At 63.8% G+C, this 15,553-nt stretch carries 15 protein-coding genes and 1 pseudogene; 8 read left to right on the forward strand and 8 right to left on the reverse strand.

Annotated features, from left to right (window positions below):
- Positions 1 to 159: pseudogene (locus tag RCO31_RS21305) on the forward strand (methylmalonate-semialdehyde dehydrogenase (CoA acylating)); the annotation flags it as partial.
- Positions 160 to 180: 21 nt separating this feature from the next.
- Here the strand turns inward: RCO31_RS21305 and RCO31_RS21310 are convergent.
- The 4 genes from RCO31_RS21310 to mdoH form a co-directional block, all read right to left on the reverse strand.
- Positions 181 to 1,932, reverse strand: a complete 1,752-nt coding sequence (locus tag RCO31_RS21310) for an adenylate/guanylate cyclase domain-containing protein (protein ID WP_308970500.1) — start codon at positions 1,930 to 1,932, stop codon at positions 181 to 183.
- Positions 1,933 to 2,058: 126 nt separating this feature from the next.
- The gene (locus RCO31_RS21315) at positions 2,059 to 3,390 is read right to left on the reverse strand and encodes a hypothetical protein (protein WP_308970501.1); all 1,332 of its coding nucleotides are present in this window, start codon (positions 3,388 to 3,390) and stop codon (positions 2,059 to 2,061) included.
- Positions 3,374 to 4,120, reverse strand: a complete 747-nt coding sequence (locus RCO31_RS21320; RefSeq protein ID WP_308970502.1) for an FkbM family methyltransferase — start codon at positions 4,118 to 4,120, stop codon at positions 3,374 to 3,376. Before RCO31_RS21320 ends, RCO31_RS21315 begins: the two co-directional genes overlap by 17 nt.
- On the reverse strand, positions 4,117 to 5,916 hold the full coding sequence (mdoH, locus tag RCO31_RS21325) for a glucans biosynthesis glucosyltransferase MdoH (protein ID WP_308970504.1): 1,800 nt from the start codon (positions 5,914 to 5,916) through the stop codon (positions 4,117 to 4,119). Before mdoH ends, RCO31_RS21320 begins: the two co-directional genes overlap by 4 nt.
- A 231-nt stretch (positions 5,917 to 6,147) precedes the next feature.
- Between mdoH and RCO31_RS21330 the strand changes: the two genes are divergently transcribed.
- The 6 genes from RCO31_RS21330 to RCO31_RS21355 all read left to right on the forward strand — a co-directional run bounded on the left by RCO31_RS21330 (position 6,148) and on the right by RCO31_RS21355 (position 10,542).
- Positions 6,148 to 7,137 carry a zinc-binding alcohol dehydrogenase gene (locus RCO31_RS21330; RefSeq protein WP_308970505.1) on the forward strand — a complete coding sequence of 330 codons (990 nt, stop codon included), beginning with the start codon at positions 6,148 to 6,150 and terminating at the stop codon, positions 7,135 to 7,137.
- Between the two features lie 10 nt (positions 7,138 to 7,147).
- Positions 7,148 to 7,549, forward strand: a complete 402-nt coding sequence (locus RCO31_RS21335) for a 6-carboxytetrahydropterin synthase (RefSeq protein ID WP_308970506.1) — start codon at positions 7,148 to 7,150, stop codon at positions 7,547 to 7,549.
- Complete coding sequence (locus tag RCO31_RS21340) at positions 7,546 to 8,604, forward strand: glycosyltransferase family 4 protein (protein WP_308970508.1); 1,059 nt, start codon at positions 7,546 to 7,548, stop codon at positions 8,602 to 8,604. The genes RCO31_RS21335 and RCO31_RS21340 overlap by 4 nt, the downstream gene beginning before the upstream one ends.
- Positions 8,601 to 9,467 (forward strand): SAM-dependent methyltransferase, encoded by an 867-nt coding sequence (locus RCO31_RS21345; protein ID WP_308970510.1) that lies wholly within the window; start codon positions 8,601 to 8,603, stop codon positions 9,465 to 9,467. The genes RCO31_RS21340 and RCO31_RS21345 overlap by 4 nt, the downstream gene beginning before the upstream one ends.
- Before the next feature lies 1 nt (position 9,468).
- Positions 9,469 to 9,708, forward strand: coding sequence for a BrnA antitoxin family protein (locus RCO31_RS21350; protein ID WP_308970512.1), 240 nt, complete (start codon positions 9,469 to 9,471; stop codon positions 9,706 to 9,708).
- A 342-nt stretch (positions 9,709 to 10,050) separates the two neighbouring features.
- Positions 10,051 to 10,542, forward strand: a complete 492-nt coding sequence (locus tag RCO31_RS21355; protein ID WP_308970513.1) for a flavin reductase family protein — start codon at positions 10,051 to 10,053, stop codon at positions 10,540 to 10,542.
- 30 nt (positions 10,543 to 10,572) lie between these two features.
- On the opposite strand, the gene RCO31_RS21360 is transcribed toward RCO31_RS21355, so the two are convergent.
- The 3 genes from RCO31_RS21360 to RCO31_RS21370 are packed head-to-tail and all read right to left on the reverse strand — an operon-like array spanning position 10,573 to position 13,946.
- On the reverse strand, positions 10,573 to 11,562 hold the full coding sequence (locus tag RCO31_RS21360) for a tripartite tricarboxylate transporter substrate binding protein (RefSeq protein WP_308970514.1): 990 nt from the start codon (positions 11,560 to 11,562) through the stop codon (positions 10,573 to 10,575).
- 15 nt (positions 11,563 to 11,577) lie between these two features.
- Positions 11,578 to 12,348, reverse strand: a complete 771-nt coding sequence (locus RCO31_RS21365; RefSeq protein ID WP_308970515.1) for an alpha/beta fold hydrolase — start codon at positions 12,346 to 12,348, stop codon at positions 11,578 to 11,580.
- Positions 12,348 to 13,946 (reverse strand): FAD-dependent monooxygenase, encoded by a 1,599-nt coding sequence (locus tag RCO31_RS21370; protein WP_308970516.1) that lies wholly within the window; start codon positions 13,944 to 13,946, stop codon positions 12,348 to 12,350. Before RCO31_RS21370 ends, RCO31_RS21365 begins: the two co-directional genes overlap by 1 nt.
- Positions 13,947 to 14,045: 99 nt before the next feature.
- On the opposite strand from RCO31_RS21370, the gene RCO31_RS21375 reads away from it, so the two are divergent.
- On the forward strand, positions 14,046 to 15,035 hold the full coding sequence (locus RCO31_RS21375) for a LysR family transcriptional regulator (RefSeq protein ID WP_308970517.1): 990 nt from the start codon (positions 14,046 to 14,048) through the stop codon (positions 15,033 to 15,035).
- Here RCO31_RS21375 and RCO31_RS21380 read toward each other — a convergent pair.
- Positions 14,947 to 15,375 carry a VOC family protein gene (locus tag RCO31_RS21380; protein WP_308970518.1) on the reverse strand — a complete coding sequence of 143 codons (429 nt, stop codon included), beginning with the start codon at positions 15,373 to 15,375 and terminating at the stop codon, positions 14,947 to 14,949. The genes RCO31_RS21375 and RCO31_RS21380 overlap by 89 nt on opposite strands.
- Between the last annotated feature and the right edge of the window lie 178 nt (positions 15,376 to 15,553).

A 15,553-nucleotide genomic window follows, 5' to 3' on the forward strand; every position in this document is an offset into this window, starting at 1 on the left:
TACCACACCTTCGGTGGCTGGAAGGCGTCCGGCTTCGGCGACCTCAACCAGCACGGGCCGGATTCGATCCGCTTCTACACCAAGACCAAGACCGTCACCTCGCGCTGGCCGTCCGGCACCAAGGACGGTGCCGAGTTCACGATCCCGACGATGCGCTGAGGGGCGAACCGGAACGAGGTGTCATGCGGCGACGGATTTCGCGTCGTTGAAAATGGTCGATAGCGTTGCCGCATCGGCGACGGTGCGGATCAGCATCGGCTCGCTACGACCGCGGATCGTCACTTCGGTTGACGGCAGCCTGTCGTTCAGGAGGCCCGCGCGAGTGCGGACCTCGTCCGACAGGACGACTTCACATGACAGCGTCTTTGTCATGTCCTGCAGCCGCGCGGTCACATTCACCGGATCACCGAGTGCCGTGAATACGACGTGTCCCGGCGAGCCAATGTCGCCGATGATGACTTCGCCGCCGTGGATGCCGATACCGAAGCGCAGCGGTTCCTTCAGGTCGTCGGCCAGGAACTCGTTCAGTTCGGCGACGTTTCGCGCGATGCGACCCGCGGCAACGATGGCCTGACGGCACGCGGTGGCCGGATCGCTGGCCAATCCAAACAGTGCGAGCTGGCCATCGCCGACAAACTGGTTCGGCTGGCCGCCGCTGGCGACCACTGCCTGCGAAACTGCGGCCAAGAAGCGATTGATGATGAACACGGTGTCGAACGGCAGCCGAGTTTCGGCAAGTTTCGTCGAGCCTCGCATGTCGACGAACATGCTGACCAGATAACGCTCCTGCCCGTTACGTGCCGGAATCCCTGCGCGCAGCAACGAGACCGAGGTCTGCGGCGGGAAAATGCGGAAGAACGACAGGTCGCGTTGCGGCCGCAGCTGGCAGGCGAGGCGCACGGCGGGATCCGCCCCCGTGCCGACGCGCTCCAGAACGAATGCCTCGCGCCGCGATGGTTCGGGCAGCATGCTGCAATCGCCAACGATGCGGATGCGGCAGGTGGAGCAGCGCGCGCGTCCGCCGCAGACGCTGGCATGCGGCACGTTGTGCAATAGGCTCGCCTCCAGCACCGTCAGATCCTTCGGCACGCGCACGGTCTTACCGTCACCATAGGAAAGCCTGATCAACCCTGCGCGGCGTTCGCGCAAGGATCGCAACCCTCGCGCAGCCAGGACCAGCACGAGCAGCCCGACATAGCCGAACAGGAAGCCTTGCGTGATGCGGTCAAGCGCAGCGCGGTGCTCCACCGTGCCGATATGTTGCACGGAGAGCTTCTCCGCGCGCCATTGCTCCGACAGGGTGAGTTGCTGTACCGACTTGGCCCCTTGATAGACGCCGAGCGCGGCCATGACCGGCAGCAGAACCGCAAGTGCCAACAGTGCGGGAGCGATCTTGCGAAACAGCGGCCGTAGACGAAACCAGAAATAGAGCCCGATGCATCCGTGCACCCACGCGACCACCATCACCAGATATTGCACGATGAACATGTGCGTATGCGTCGTGGTGTACAGTGCCAACACCTGCGAATAGTACTTCTCGTTGCCGAACAGATCGTAGGCCAACCGCAAACCGGCAATGTGGGCGATGATCAGCACCGGAATGCTGAGGCCCAGCAGGAGCTGGGTTGCTTCCGTGGCGCGGTAGCGAAACTGCCGACGCTCATACAGCATCCAGATGCCGAGCGCCGCGTGCACGAACGCTGCGAGATAGAAGATCGCCTTGCCGGGCTGCTCGCCCCAGATCCTGTGGTGGGTGTTGAGCGCCTCCTCCATCGCATCCAGAGAAATGTTGCCGAGTGCGTGGTTGAGGAAATGACTGACGAGAAAGGCGAACAGAACGCAGCCGGTGACGAGGCGGAGCTGACGAATGCCGAATCCATTCAGCAGCGTGGAAAGCGTTGCAGGCTGCACGTTGGCGTCCGTGTTCGTCATGATCCGGTCATGTCCAATGTTGGCAATTCTAGATTCGGTTCAGGTCAGACGGAATACGCTCTCGATAGATTCCTTTGGTGGACATTCTTTGCCGAGAGCCGGATATCTACCCTGTCCGGAAATGCTTTAGCGTCGTTCGTGGCGCGCGTCCGGCGCCAGAACCACCATAGCGCCGGCGGCGCTCGCCAGCACCGTCCAGTAGCCGTAGCGGTATTCGGCTGCGACGCCGAGCGGCAGGTAGCTCAGGATATAGACGACCGCCGAACCGCAAACGCCGATCACGAAGGCGCCATCGGACGTCGTTCGGCGGCGCCACGCAAGAGCGCAGAGCAGGATGCTAACGAGCAGCCACGTGCCGATGCGGAACAGCGGCGTTGGTTGCAGACGATCATGGATGATCTTCAGCGCCGTGAACGCCGGTCGATCCGCGAAGACCGTCTTTGGAGGGTCGTCGATGTTCAAGGTCCACATGGCGAGCTGCGAGTCGAACAGGAAGGTCCGGAAGAACGCCAGGCGGTGCTGAAGATAGGCGATCGGATGTGCCGCGACCGCTTCCACCCAGGCGCGCGTGAGCGTTCCCGTTCCGAAGATCTTCTGCTCATGTTCGAGCTTCGCCATGACGAATTTGCAGTCACCATTCCAGTAGCCGTTCCAATAGGACGGATCGTAGCAGCGGCCCTGCAGCGCCGCGGTCTCGTCGGGGGACCAGGTGGCCGGAAACTGGTTCTGGCCGGAGAAGTAGGTGATGCCACCGAGGTCGAACACGGCAATCGAGTGCAGCGGATTCTGCCGCGCAGCGCCGAGCGTGCCGTAGTAGACAAGCTGCATGAGGGCGTAGAGGCCAAGCATCGCCGGAACAAACAGCAGCGCCGTGCGCCGCCAGTTGAATTGTCGCGGCCAGACAGCGTAGGCGATCAGCAACGGTGCGGCCGCCAGCGCGTTCGGTCGGATCAGGACGCCGAGCGTGATCAGCCCGAGCGCCACCGCCTGCGCGACGATGCGGCCCTCCTTGCGATCGGTGGCGAATACGAGCGCTGCAGCAAGCAGCCAGCAGGACGCCATCAGCACGTCGCGCCAGATCACGCCGACGAGTGCAAACAGCGGCGGCGTGAGTGCGAGCAGTGGCAGTGCCGCAGCGAGCACGCGCGAGCGTCGAGCCAGAGTGAACGACAGTGTGCCGATTCCGAGCCAGTAGAGCGTCGCGATCAGAAGAAACATGCTGGCGGCGCCGGGCGCGATCGGATCGATCGTCTTCCAGAGCCAGGTCATGACCGGCGATTGCCAGTCGCCATAGAAACTCTTGAGACTGTCGAGATAAACGTACCGGGCGTCGTAGTTCATGATGCCCGGATAGAAGACATGAAGGGTCAGCGCGAAGCCCGCGGCGGTGAGCAGGGCCGGGAGGACGAGCGCGGTTGGTCGTGTCGGTGTTGTCGCCGTTTCAGGCGAGACGGGCATAGACGTCTCCCGAGTTCGCCGCATATGGGAGCGCGAGGAACCATTGTTTCAGCGTTCTGGCTGCGACCCATTCGGGGTGCACAAGAGTTTGGCTTTCGCCCAGCGCCGCGTTGAAACGCTTGTAGCCGAGCGCCTCGCAGCGAAAAAGGGCCGCGAGCGCGACATCGCGCTGAATGGTCGTGAACTCGAACGACAAGGCTGCAACCGGTCGCGTAAGGCCGGCGAGCGCCTGAGCCTCGAAGCCTTCGACGTCGATCTTGATGAACGACGGCTCGCCGTATCGTGCGATCAACGCATCGAGCGTCGTCGCTCGCACGCGGATCGATTTTGTCCAGCGCTGTTCGCGCCAGCCGGATGCGTCCTCGGCAGCGCGAATGAAGTCCTTCGAAGCGGTGGAAACGGTTGGGTTGTCGACGTTGACCATCAGTTCGATGTCACCGGGCGCGCAGGCGACGGCAGCTCGTTCGATTGTGATACCTGGACGGAAGCCGAACCGCACACGAAGAGACATTGCAAGGGCCGGCTGCGGTTCGATCGCAATGACCCGGGCACCCAGCCGGCGAAAGCAGGCGACGCGATCGCCGACATGCGCGCCCACGTCGAACGCCAGGTCGCCGCGCCGGATGAAACCTCCATAAAGCCGATCCATCGCCGCGGCATGCGTCCGGTCGGCGTTATAGATGCGCATCGAGCGCAACACGCCGCGCGCGGCTCGCCAGGCTTCGATCATGAGCCGGCGATGGGCGCTTGCGGGCGCCGCGCGCCGTCAAGGGCAGGTAATGCAAGCGCCTGCAGGCAGGCGGGAGGTGTCGTCTCTTCAGGCAGACGGCCGATGCCCCATCGCGTCAGCCGCCGCCCGACGGCGGATTTGGCCGTCACGACTGCAAGCGGGATCGACAGCGCCAGACCGCCGGCGAGAAACAGGGCGTATGGGAGCGTTTGCGGATGGGTCGCGGCCAACAGCGCGAGCGTGCTGACGCCAAGCAGCGTATGCGGCCAGAATGCGCCGACGGCCTGCGCGATCGAGACTGAATGATCGTCCCGAACCTGTCCGGCCCACTCGATCGGACGACCGAACGGCAGGCTTGCGATAAGCAACGCATGGCCGAACCACATGATCTGTGACAGCAGGACGAAGAAAATCATCTCGGTCGCGACGCTCGCCCCGAAACGGAGCGATCCGCCAAAGATGTTGCGGGCGTCGGCGCGCGTGAAGATATCGATCACCGTTGCAATTTTCGGTGCGAACCACATGACGAGCACCGCAACGAAGATCGCAAGGCCGGCATCGGCGCGGATGAAATTTGCGGGCGTATCCGTGAAGGCGAGCGCAAGCGTGCCGACGATCAGGAGGCCGATCCAGCCGGGCGAACCCAAGAACATCAAAATCGCGAACAGAAGCTGGCATCGGCTGACGAACTTCAGGCCCGGCATGGCAAGAAACCGCCAATATTGCAGATTGCCACGGCACCAGCGTAGGTCGCGTCCAATGAACTCGGGCAGGCTCGGTGGGTTCTCCTCCCAGCTTTCGTGTTCTTCCGGAACGACGTGGACGTCGTAGCCGCCGCGCCGCATCAGGACGGCTTCGATCTGGTCGTGGCTGAGGATGTGGTCCTCGTCGCTCTTCGGCAGCGGCAGCTGCGCGTGCTGCAAGAACGGCTTCAAACGCAACAGCGCGTTGTGGCCCCAATAGGGGCCGCAATCGCCCTGCCACCAGGCACTGCCGAGCGTGTAGGAGCGCATGCCAAGGCGCATGCCGAACTGGAAGATGCGGGCGAAGGCGCTTGTGGACGGCAGCCCAACGACGAGACTTTGCAGGATACCGATCTGCGGCTCGCCTTGGGCGATACGGACAAGGCGCAGGATCGCGCGCGCTGACATGAAACTATCAGCATCGAGCACCAGTGCGAATTCGTGATCGTCGCCCCATCGCGCACAGAAGTCGCCGATGTTGCCCGCTTTGTAGCCGGTGTTGGTTTCGCGTCGCCGGTAGGTCAGTGGCAGCCGGCCCTTCCACCGCAATGCAAGGTCTGCGAACGCCGTCGCTTCCATCCTTGCGACGGAAGCATCGGAAGTGTCGCTCAGCACATGGACGTGAAAGCGGTTAGCATACCCGCTCGCTGCGAGATCTGACATCATCGCCTGCAGGTTGCGCACCAGCCGCTGCGGCTCTTCATTGCGGATGCACAGCAGGATCGCAGTGGAGGCGATAATCGGCATATGCTGCGGAACATGCGCCGCGCATGGAATGGTCGTTTGCAACGGATCGGCTGCGAACCGCGCGATCAGAAAACCCAGCGCCGCATTCCAGAACCCGACCACCATCCAAGGCAGCGTCAAGGCAAAGCAGAAAAGCAGCACGGCATCCGCAGGACCGAAGCCGGCCGGAGACAATGCGAGGAAAGCCAGCCAGAGCAGGGCAAGGATGGTCGCGCCGACGAGCAGGCCGAATAGTGCACGCCGCCCGGCAATGGCTTCCCGGACATGGCCGGTTACTGCTATATCCGAGGGTGAACGTTCGAGCACGCTTGTCAGGTCCAGTGAGCGTCGGGATCCACGTATATCGGGCTGTCCGCCTCTGAGTCCAATCTAGTGCGCCGGATTCGACGTTCCTACCGGCATCAGCCAAGTGCTTGGCATCAAATCCGAAAAAGGCGCAGCTCACTTCACAAATTTGCTAGGGTCTCTCTTGGTTCTAACGTTCACAGATGAGGTTGCCGTAAAGTGATGCGAACGTCAGAATCGGAATGTTAGGGCGTGCGTGTGCCGAGTCAGGTGAAAGATATTGCGCGCGGCCTCTGGTATGTGGAGCCCGGTCGTGCGGAGATCCGCGAGGAGGCGCTGCCGCCGCCTGCCGCCGGAGAGGTGCGTGTTCGCACGCTGCACAGCGCAGTCAGCCGCGGCACCGAGGCGCTGGTTCAGGCCGGGCGCGTCCCCGAAAGCGAATATGAACGCATGCGCGCGCCGGCGATGGCGGGAACGTTCCCGTTCCCGGTCAAATATGGCTACGCGTCGGTTGGCCGCGTCGAAACCGGCCCGGCCGACCTTCTGGACAGGACCGTGTTCGCGTTGCATCCGCACCAGTCCGCATTCAATGTGGCCGTCGAAGCGGCGGTGCCATTGCCTGACGATGTCACACCGTCGCGCGCCGTGCTGGCGGCCAATATGGAGACGGCGCTGAACGCAGTCTGGGATTCGAGCGTCGGTCCTGCGGATCGTATCGCGGTCATTGGTGCAGGCGTTGTCGGCGCGCTCGTGAGCTATCTCTGCGGCGGAATCGTGGGTGCCGATGTAACGCTCATCGACATTGATCCGTCGCGTGCCGGCATTGCACAGGCGCTGGGCATCAAATTTGCGGCGCCAGCTCGAGCGCCGCGCGACTGCGACGCGGTCTTTCATACCAGCGGCAACGCGCAGGGTCTCGCGACAGCTATCGAACTTGCGGGCAATGAGGCAACGATCATCGAAATGAGCTGGTACGGATCGGGTGCGGTAGGACTTCCGCTCGGCGGCGCGTTTCACAGCCGGCGGCTGAAGTTGATGTCCAGCCAAGTGGGGCAGGTGTCGCCGTCGCGTCGGCCGCGCTGGACGCATAAGCGGAGACTGGCCGCAGCGCTTGCGCTGCTGGCTGATCCGAAGCTCGATGTGTTGCTCGCGCCGCCTATCGCTTTCAACGATCTGCCCGCACAGTTGCCGCGAATCCTCAAGCCGGGCAGCGGCGTGCTCTGCCAGATTGTCAACTACTGAAGAGGCTCACTTGTTCGCAGTCGAGGTTCGCGATCACGTCATGATCGCCCATTCATTCCGCGGGAAGGTCTTTGGCCCGGCGCAGGCGCTGCATGGTGCGACGTTCGTCATCGATGCGGCATTCATCGCCGAGACGCTCGATGACAACGGCATCGTCGTCGATATCGGCCTTGCGCATGAAGTGCTGAAGGAGGTTCTCATGCCGCTGAACTATCGCAACCTCGACGAGGTGCCGGAATTCAAGGGCGTGAACACCACCACCGAATTTCTCACTCGGTACGTGTTTGACGGGCTGGCCGCTGCCGCCAGAGGCGGCCGGCTTGGCCGCAATGCGGGCGAACTGAACGCGATCCGGGTGACGATTTCCGAATCGCATGTGGCGCGCGCCTGGTACGAGGCGCCCCTGTCGTGAAGCGCGCGGCGTTCGCGGTCCCCGGAAGCCTCGACACGCCGACCGGCGGCTATGCCTATGACAAGCGCATCATTACCGAATTGCGTGCGCTCGGCTGGCAGGTCGACGTGGTCGACCTGGGTAACTCGTTTCCGAACCCCGATCGGGCCGCGCGCGAACTTGCGCGGGCGAAGCTTCTTGCCCTTAACGAGGGGGAGCCGCTCGTGGTCGACGGTCTCGCCTTCGGTGTGATGGCCGACGAGGCGGCACAACTTTGCGCGCGCAACCCCCTGGTGGCGCTGGTGCATCATCCGCTGGCGCTGGAGACAGGCATCCCGACGGGAAAGGTGCGGGCGTTGCGCGACAGCGAGCGCGAGGCGCTGAGCTGCGCGCGCTTCGTCATCGTCACCAGCCAGCCGACGGCAACGATCGTGACTCGCGACTACGCGGTGCCGGCAGAGCGCGTGGCCGTCATTTGCCCCGGCGTTGATCGTGGGCCGTTGACCAAACGGTCAACGGTGGGAGCGGGCGGCGCCGTCCGTCTGCTCGCAGTCGGATCGATCGTTCCGCGCAAGGGTTACGACATTCTGATCGAGGCGCTTGCGGGTCTGGACGCCATGCCATGGCAGCTGACGATCGTCGGCGACACGACCCGCGATGCTGCGGCGTCTGCGCGGCTCGAAGCCGACACCGCGCGGCTGCAATTGCAGGATCGCGTCGTCATCGCCGGCGCTGTGACAGGTCCCCCGCTCAACGCACTTTATGCCGGCGCGGATGTGTTCGTGCTGGCCTCCCTGTTCGAAGGCTACGGCATGGTATTCGCCGAGGCGATCGCGTACGGCCTGCCGGTGGTTGCGACCGCCGTTGGCGTCGCAAAGGACATCGTGCCGGCCGACGCCGGCGTCCTTGTGACGCCTGGCGATGTGCCTGCTTTGCAGGAGGCGCTGCGACGTGTGATTGCGGATGCAGACCTGCGCCTGCGGATGGCCGAGTCGGCGCGAACCGCGTCGCGGGGCCTTCCCGAATGGCGGCAGTCTGCGCTGCAATTTGCGCAGGTGCTCGAGGCGGTGACATGAGCGGCTTCTCGGCCGAGTGGCTGGCCTTGCGCGAACCGCTCGATCTGCGGGCGCGAAATCGGAGCGTGCTGAATGCGGTCGCCGCGGCTTTTCAAGACCGGCCCGAGCTTGCGATCGTCGATCTCGGCAGTGGTACCGGCGCGACCGTGCGCACACTGAGCGGGCGGCTTCCGAAGCAGCAAAGGTGGAAGCTCGTTGACGATGATCCGGTGCTGCTCGCGGAAGCTTTTGCGACCGCGCCTGCAGGCGTGTCAGTCGAGACGCAAGAGTTCGACCTCAATGGCGACGTGGGTTCTTTGCTCGACGGTGTCGATCTGGTCACGGCGTCGGCGCTGATGGATCTGGTCTCGGAGCCTTGGCTGGCGAATTTAGCGGCGGCGGTGGCCGCCCGATCACTGCCGGTCTATGTTGCGCTCACCTATGACGGTCGGGTCGGCTTCAGTGCTTTCGATCCGGTCGATGCGCAGGTCATCTCCGCCGTCAACGCGCATCAGCGCAGGAACAAGGGCTTTGGTCTGGCGCTTGGTCCGGGCGCTGCAACGTCTGCAGAAAGGATTTTCCGGGCGTTCGGTTACTCGTTCCTGCAGGGGCAATCCGACTGGATCGCGGAAGCCTCAGACACCCGTTTTTTGGTCGAGTTGCTGGACGGTTGGCGGCAGGCTGCCGATGAAATGGGCGAGATGCCGCCTGGTGCCCTGGAAGGCTGGTTCACGCGCCGTCGCGAGGCGGTGGAGGCGGGCCAGCTGACCCTGAGCGTCGGCCATGTGGATTTTTTTGCGCAACCATCAGGCCGACGGACCGTAGTGCCGCCGAAAGATGCAGCAGTATATGATGCCGTCGCGCCGAATCGCAGGGGTGCTTGATATGTCACAGCCGCCGAGACGACCCAAAACCACGACCGATGCCCGCAGCGCTGCCGAAGCCGCGTTCAAAGCGGTGACGGCGCCGCGCGTCGAAACGCCCTCCGTGAGGCCGGCGATTCCAGGCGCGAAGGAGCAGGTCACCCTCAGGATCGATCAGGATGTGCTGGAGCACTTCCGTGAGGGCGGGCCCGGGTGGCAAGACAGAATAAACGAGGCGCTGCGCAAGGCCGCAGGGAAATAGTGTTTCCGCGCGTCGCCGCAGCCCAAACCGCCCTTGATCGCTGCGCGACAGGTCAATGCAGCCATCTCGTTGCTGGCATTGCGGAGCGCCCTTAAGCGTCTTTATCTGGCGCAACCAGTGCTCCGTTTCCGAAGTTCGCGTCCTTGCGGTACCCTGTCCATGCGAACTTCGGAAACGTAGGGAGCACTGGCAACGTTATGTTTCTAGTGCGGTTTTTGAATTTGAAATTCCTGCGCTGGACTTGCCGCAAGGTTGGCAGGAATTTCAAATTCACCGCACCAGCGGGGATTGGTGTACGGTTCCGGTCGGAACACCAAAAAGGTCAGGAGCCAAAAGCGGCCCATGTCGAACATTGCTGAATTCAAGGAAGTCTTCTCCCGCTACCCGAGCGGCGTCGTCATCGTCACCACGCGCGACGCCGACGGTACTGCGAAGGGCTTCACCGCGAGTTCGTTCACGTCGGTGTCGGCCAATCCGCCGCTGGTGCTGGCCTGCCTCAATCTGACGGCCGAGTGCTATCCGGTCTTTGCGACGGCCGACAAATTCGCGATCAGCATTCTGCGGCCGCATCATCAGGAACTTGCCGAGCGCTTCGCCAAGCGCGGCGCTGAGAAGTTCATCGAAGGCCATTTTGTCGATTCCCACCACAACCTGCCGGTGGTCAAGGATGCGCTGGCGACGCTGATCTGCAGGAAGTCAGAGCATTTCCCCGGCGGGGACCACGTCATCATCGTCGGCGAAGTCACCCAGAGCCTTCTGGGCGATCCGGGGCACGGCATGGTGCACTATCAGCGCAAGTTCTGGGGTGTCGGCGACAGCGCTGCTTCGCGCTGAACGTCTGGTCGTTTCTGTGAAAGCGCGATTTCAGCCGAGCGTAATGCCGGTTTCCTCGATGAGCTTTCGCCAGAGCTCGCGATCGCCGGCGAACCACGCCTTGTAGTCATCCGCACGCCGCCACTGCGGTACTTCGGCCGCCAGCTGGTCGAGCTTTGCGACGATTGCCGGGTCGCTCGTCACCCGGTCGAACTCCGTTCGCAGCTTCGCGGCAATGGCGTCGGGCGTGTCGCGCGGAACGAGCGCCGCATAACCGCCGCTGGCCGTGAACCCTGGAAACCCGCATTCGATGAAGGTCGGGACGTTCGGGAGCTGCGGCCGGCGCGTCGGGCTCGTGATGGCGAGCGGCACCAGATCGCCCGATGAAAAATACTGGATCAAGCCGGGATCGAGTACCGAACAACCGACGTCTACCGTATCGCCGAGCAGCGCCTGCAGTGTGCCGCCGGTCTGGAACGGCACGTTCATGCCCTGCACCCTTGCCAGCCGCATCAGCCGCTCCCAGGTCAGGTGCAACTGGCTGCCGATCCCGCCATTGGCGAAACGGACGCCGCCGGGCTCCGCGCGCATCCTGTCGAGGAGTGCGGCCAATGTTTTGATGCCAAGGCCGCGGCGGACGAACAGCACGAAGCTGCAATCGGAGAAGCAGCCGATCGGCGTGAAATCCTCAAAGGCATATTGCAGGTTCTTGTAGAGAAAAGGGTTGCAGGCGAACAGGCTGCCTGCCGCCCACAGGATCGTGTAGCCGTCCGGCGCGGCCTTCGCTGCGGCTGCGGCGCCGATCGTGCCGCCGGCACCGGGCCGGTTTTCCACGACGACCCGTTGCCCAAGCCTAGCACTCATCGGCTCGGCGAAAATCCGCGCATGCAGGTCGGGCGCCGTGCCGCTGGCAGGGTAAGGGACGAGCAGCCGCACGAAGCGCCTTGGATAGGCGTCATCCTGCGCCCACGTCGATCCTGTAGTGACCGCCACGGAGGCGGCCGAAATGGAAGCAAGAAATCTGCGTCGAGAAACTCTCATCTGCCGCTGCCTCCGCTATTTGAGAAACTCCTGAATGATGCGTGCGGTCTCGGTAGGCGCCTGCACACTGCCGACGTGGCCGACACCGTCGAGCACGCGGGACGTGGCGCCTGGGATTGCGTCCGCGATCGACAGGCTGTGCGCCGGCGGGATTAGTCCGTCCTCCGCGCCGACGAGGACGAGTGTCGGGCTCGCGATTGTGCTCAGATCGAGTTCGTAGCGGCGGCGCAGCAGGCTGGCGCGCCGCGCCGACTGCTCCGGTGTGCGCGGGCTGCGCAGCGAGGCGAAGATTCCGGGATGATCCTTCAAGTACGCGGCGGGAAAGAAATGCGCCGCAAGTGCATCGGTGTTCGCTATCGGGTCGGCACGCAACGTCGCCAGACGGGCGGCGGTCTCCGGTGCAAAATCCGTCATCACCTGTCCGGCGCGGATCGCGCTCGATAGCACCAGCCGGTCGACTCGCTGTGGGTGGCGCACCGCGAGATGCTGGGCGATGACGCTGCCAAGCGAGGTGCCGAAGACATGCGCGCGTGAAAGGCCGAGCGCTGTGATGAAGCCCGCGACGTCGTCGGCGAGCTGCTCGATGGGGTATTCATCCGCTGGGTTGCGCGTGCTGCCGGAGTCACGCTGGTCGCAGGCGATGCAGCGGAAGCCGGACGCAAGATGCGGCGCCAGCCGGTCGAACATTCCGTGGTCCGCTTCCGCGCCGTGGATCAGCATGATCGGGGGGCCGTCGCCGTGTGCGGCATAGAACGTCTCGATTCCGTTGTGCGCCACGTGCGGCATCAGGCGAACAATCCTTGCATGGCTTTCTGCAAATGCCGTACCGGGTCCACCGGCAGGTAGGGGATGCGCCATGCCACGTGCCCGTCGGGCCGAACCAGCACGGCGCCGCGCGGGCCCATGTGAATGCCGGCATCGCGGCCGTCATGCGGAAGCTGGCAAACCCGCAGCGGCACGCGGCTGCTCTGCGCGAGGTTTCGACCGACTTCCAGCCACTCCTGACCCGCAGGGCCGGTCACCAATGTCATCTCGGTATCGAACCAGTCGAGTGTCGAATGCTGGCGCGCGGGATCGAGCCAGATGTGTGGAAAGCGCCCGCCGGGGCGGTCGCTCGGCGTGTAGACGCGCGGCTGTACCGGCGTTGCCGCTGTCCCGTCCGGCAGCAGTGCGCCGCTCTCGTAGCGGAATCCCAGCGACTGGCCGATGCTGTGCAGGTGGTTGTCGTAATCCTTCATCCAGAAGGCGATCCAATCCCGGTTGCCCGAGCGCATCGCCTTCTCCATGGTCTCGATTCGCGTGCGATTGCCCATGCTGAAGTCGGCATTCGATTGTGCGATGGGGCGGCGCTCCACGTCGTAGCTGTCGAGCAATCGAGCGCTGACCCGGCCGCGCAGGACGAAGGCGAGCTTCCAGGCGAGATTGTGCGCGTCCTGCACGCCCGAGTTCAGGCCGTAGCCGCCGGTCGGCGGAAAGCGATGCGCGGAATCGCCGACAAGAAACACGCGGCCCTTGCGGAATTTCTCCGCGACCTGGCGGCTCACGCGCCAGATCGAACGGCTGATCATCTTGATCGGCAGGCCGGGAATACCCGTCTGCTTGCGGATGCGGTCGATGGTGCTCGCCTCGTCGGGCAATTCGCGCCGCTCATCGTCAGGACCGCCGATCTGGGTGACGCTCAGCCAGCGGTCGCGGCCGTTGGTGTTGAGAATGGTGCTCGCCGGAATCCCGGGTTCGTCGACGAAGCAGCGGCAGCCGGCGATGTCCCGCGCGCGCGGCACCTGCGACATGTCGCCATGCCAGTAGTCGTTCGACATCACTGCGATGCTGGCCGGGCCGACCATCGAGAGGCCGACGTCGCGGCGTGTCTGGCTTGCCGCGCCGTCGGCGGCGATCAGATAGGTCGCACGCCAGGATTTTTCCTCGCCGGTTGCGACGTTGCGGGTGCGCGCGGTGACGCCGCGCCCATCCTCCTGGATGTCGAAGGCCTCGGTGCCGTAGAGGATCGTGGTGGTGGGCGATCCTTCGAGCTTGCGCAGGATCTCCTCTTCGACCGCGTCCTGCGAGACCATGCTCTTCCAGCTTGGACTGTGGCCGACATTCGGCTCGGGCGTGGTGCGGCCGAGCTCCTCACCGGCGAAGGTTTTTGCGCACACCCAGACGTCGGCATAGGGCGGCAGGCCGCGTTCGCGGATCGGTTCTTCGACACCCCACTGCCGGAACAGCTCCATGCTGCGGACGAAGCAGCCGCGAGATTTGGGATGAGTGGTGGTGCCCTCGCTGCGCTCGACGACAACGCAAGGGATGCCGAAGCGGTGCAGCAGCAGGCCCATCGCTAAACCCACCGGACCGCCGCCGACGATGAAGATCGAAGTGTCGTTCATTCCGGACCCCGCCATTCAGCGTGCGTATCGTGCGCCGCTTGAGGCCATCGCACAAATAGAATAGGCATATCTGAGCGATCACATCGTGAGATGGCTCTCATGGATCTGCGGCAGCTCCGTTACTTCAAGGCCGTTGCCGATAGCGGCGGCTTCTCTGCTGCGGCGGTGGTGCTGCGCATCGCGCAGTCGGCCCTGTCGCGCCAGGTCAGTTTGCTCGAGGCGGAGTGCGGCGGTGCGCTGTTCGAGCGCGGCGTCAACGGCGTCGTGTTGACGCCGTCGGGTCGGGTGCTGCTGCAGCGTGCGTCATTTCTGCTGCAGCAGGTGGAGGAGGCGCGCAGCGAGGTTCAAGCCGAGAATGCCAATCCACGCGGCACTATCCGGCTTGGCTCAACTCCGAGCGTCGGTGAGTTGCTCTATCAGCCGCTGACCGCGCGCTTCTTGCTGCGCTTTCCGCGCGTGCGCCTGCAGTTGATCGAGGCGATTACGCCCGATCCATTGACGAGCCTGATGAATGGCGCGCTCGATCTTGCGATCGTGACGCGTCCGACCTCGAGCGAGGGCATCGCGTTTACGCCGCTGTTTCTGGAAAACCTCTGCGTGTTCGGGCCGACTGACTCGCGAGATCTGCCCTCCGGCGAGGTGCATGCCGAGGTGCTGCTGGGACTTCCGCTGGTGGTGCCGACCGGCATGCCGTGGCTGCCACGGCTGCAGCCGTCGCTCGGCGAGCGCATTTACAAGCTGTGGCCGCGTGTGGAAGTCGTCAGCATGAACTGCATGAAGCAGATGGTGCGCGGCGGGCTTGGTTTCGGCGTGGTGCCGAGCTGGACCATCCGCGAGGAGCTCGCCTCGGGAGAATTCAAGGCAGCGCTGTTGCACGGCATCACAACCCATCGCGGCCTCGCCTTGCCGACGGGACGACCCGTCAGCCGCATCACGCAGGCGCTGGCGAAAGCCGTGCAGGAAGAGGTGGAGGTGATGGTGAAGGCCGGAATTCTGATCTCTACGGCTGGTAGACCCCCGCAGGCCCGTCTGTCGCCTCGGATGCATCAAAAGCAAGCTCGACCGACACGCCGTTCGGATCCTTCATAAACACTTGGCGCTGACCGACGCCGGGAACGTCGCGGACCTCATGCGTAATCCCCGCCTTGCGCACGCGCTCGAGCAATGTCGCGTAACCTACGGCTATGAACCCGACGTGGTTGACGCGACCGGAGCCCGCGGCGCCGGCCTTGTCATCGCTCAGCCCGATCACGTGCACGACTGCCTTGTCGCCGACATAGAGCCATGCGCCGGGGAATGGGAAGTCCGGACGAAAGCCTCGCTTCAAGCCAATGATGCCTTCGAAGAAGGCGCAGGTCTCCTCGACGACTGGCGTCTGGATGTTGACGTGGTCGAGTCGGGCGATCTCGACCGGAATTGCTTGCGACATCAGCTCGCTCCCACGTTCTTGATGCATGCGGGAGTGTCCATGTTGATACGGCAAAAGACCAATAGAGAAACAAGATGCATTCGATCGCTGAATACGATGACTTGCTGCAATACTTGTCGAATCCTCCGCCTGCGCCACCAGCGCAGCGTTGCCGCCTGCGTCTTGCGCGCCGACGGGA

The organism is Bradyrhizobium sp. LHD-71, assembly GCF_031157255.1.
Taxonomy (GTDB): Bacteria; Pseudomonadota; Alphaproteobacteria; order Rhizobiales; family Xanthobacteraceae; genus P52-10.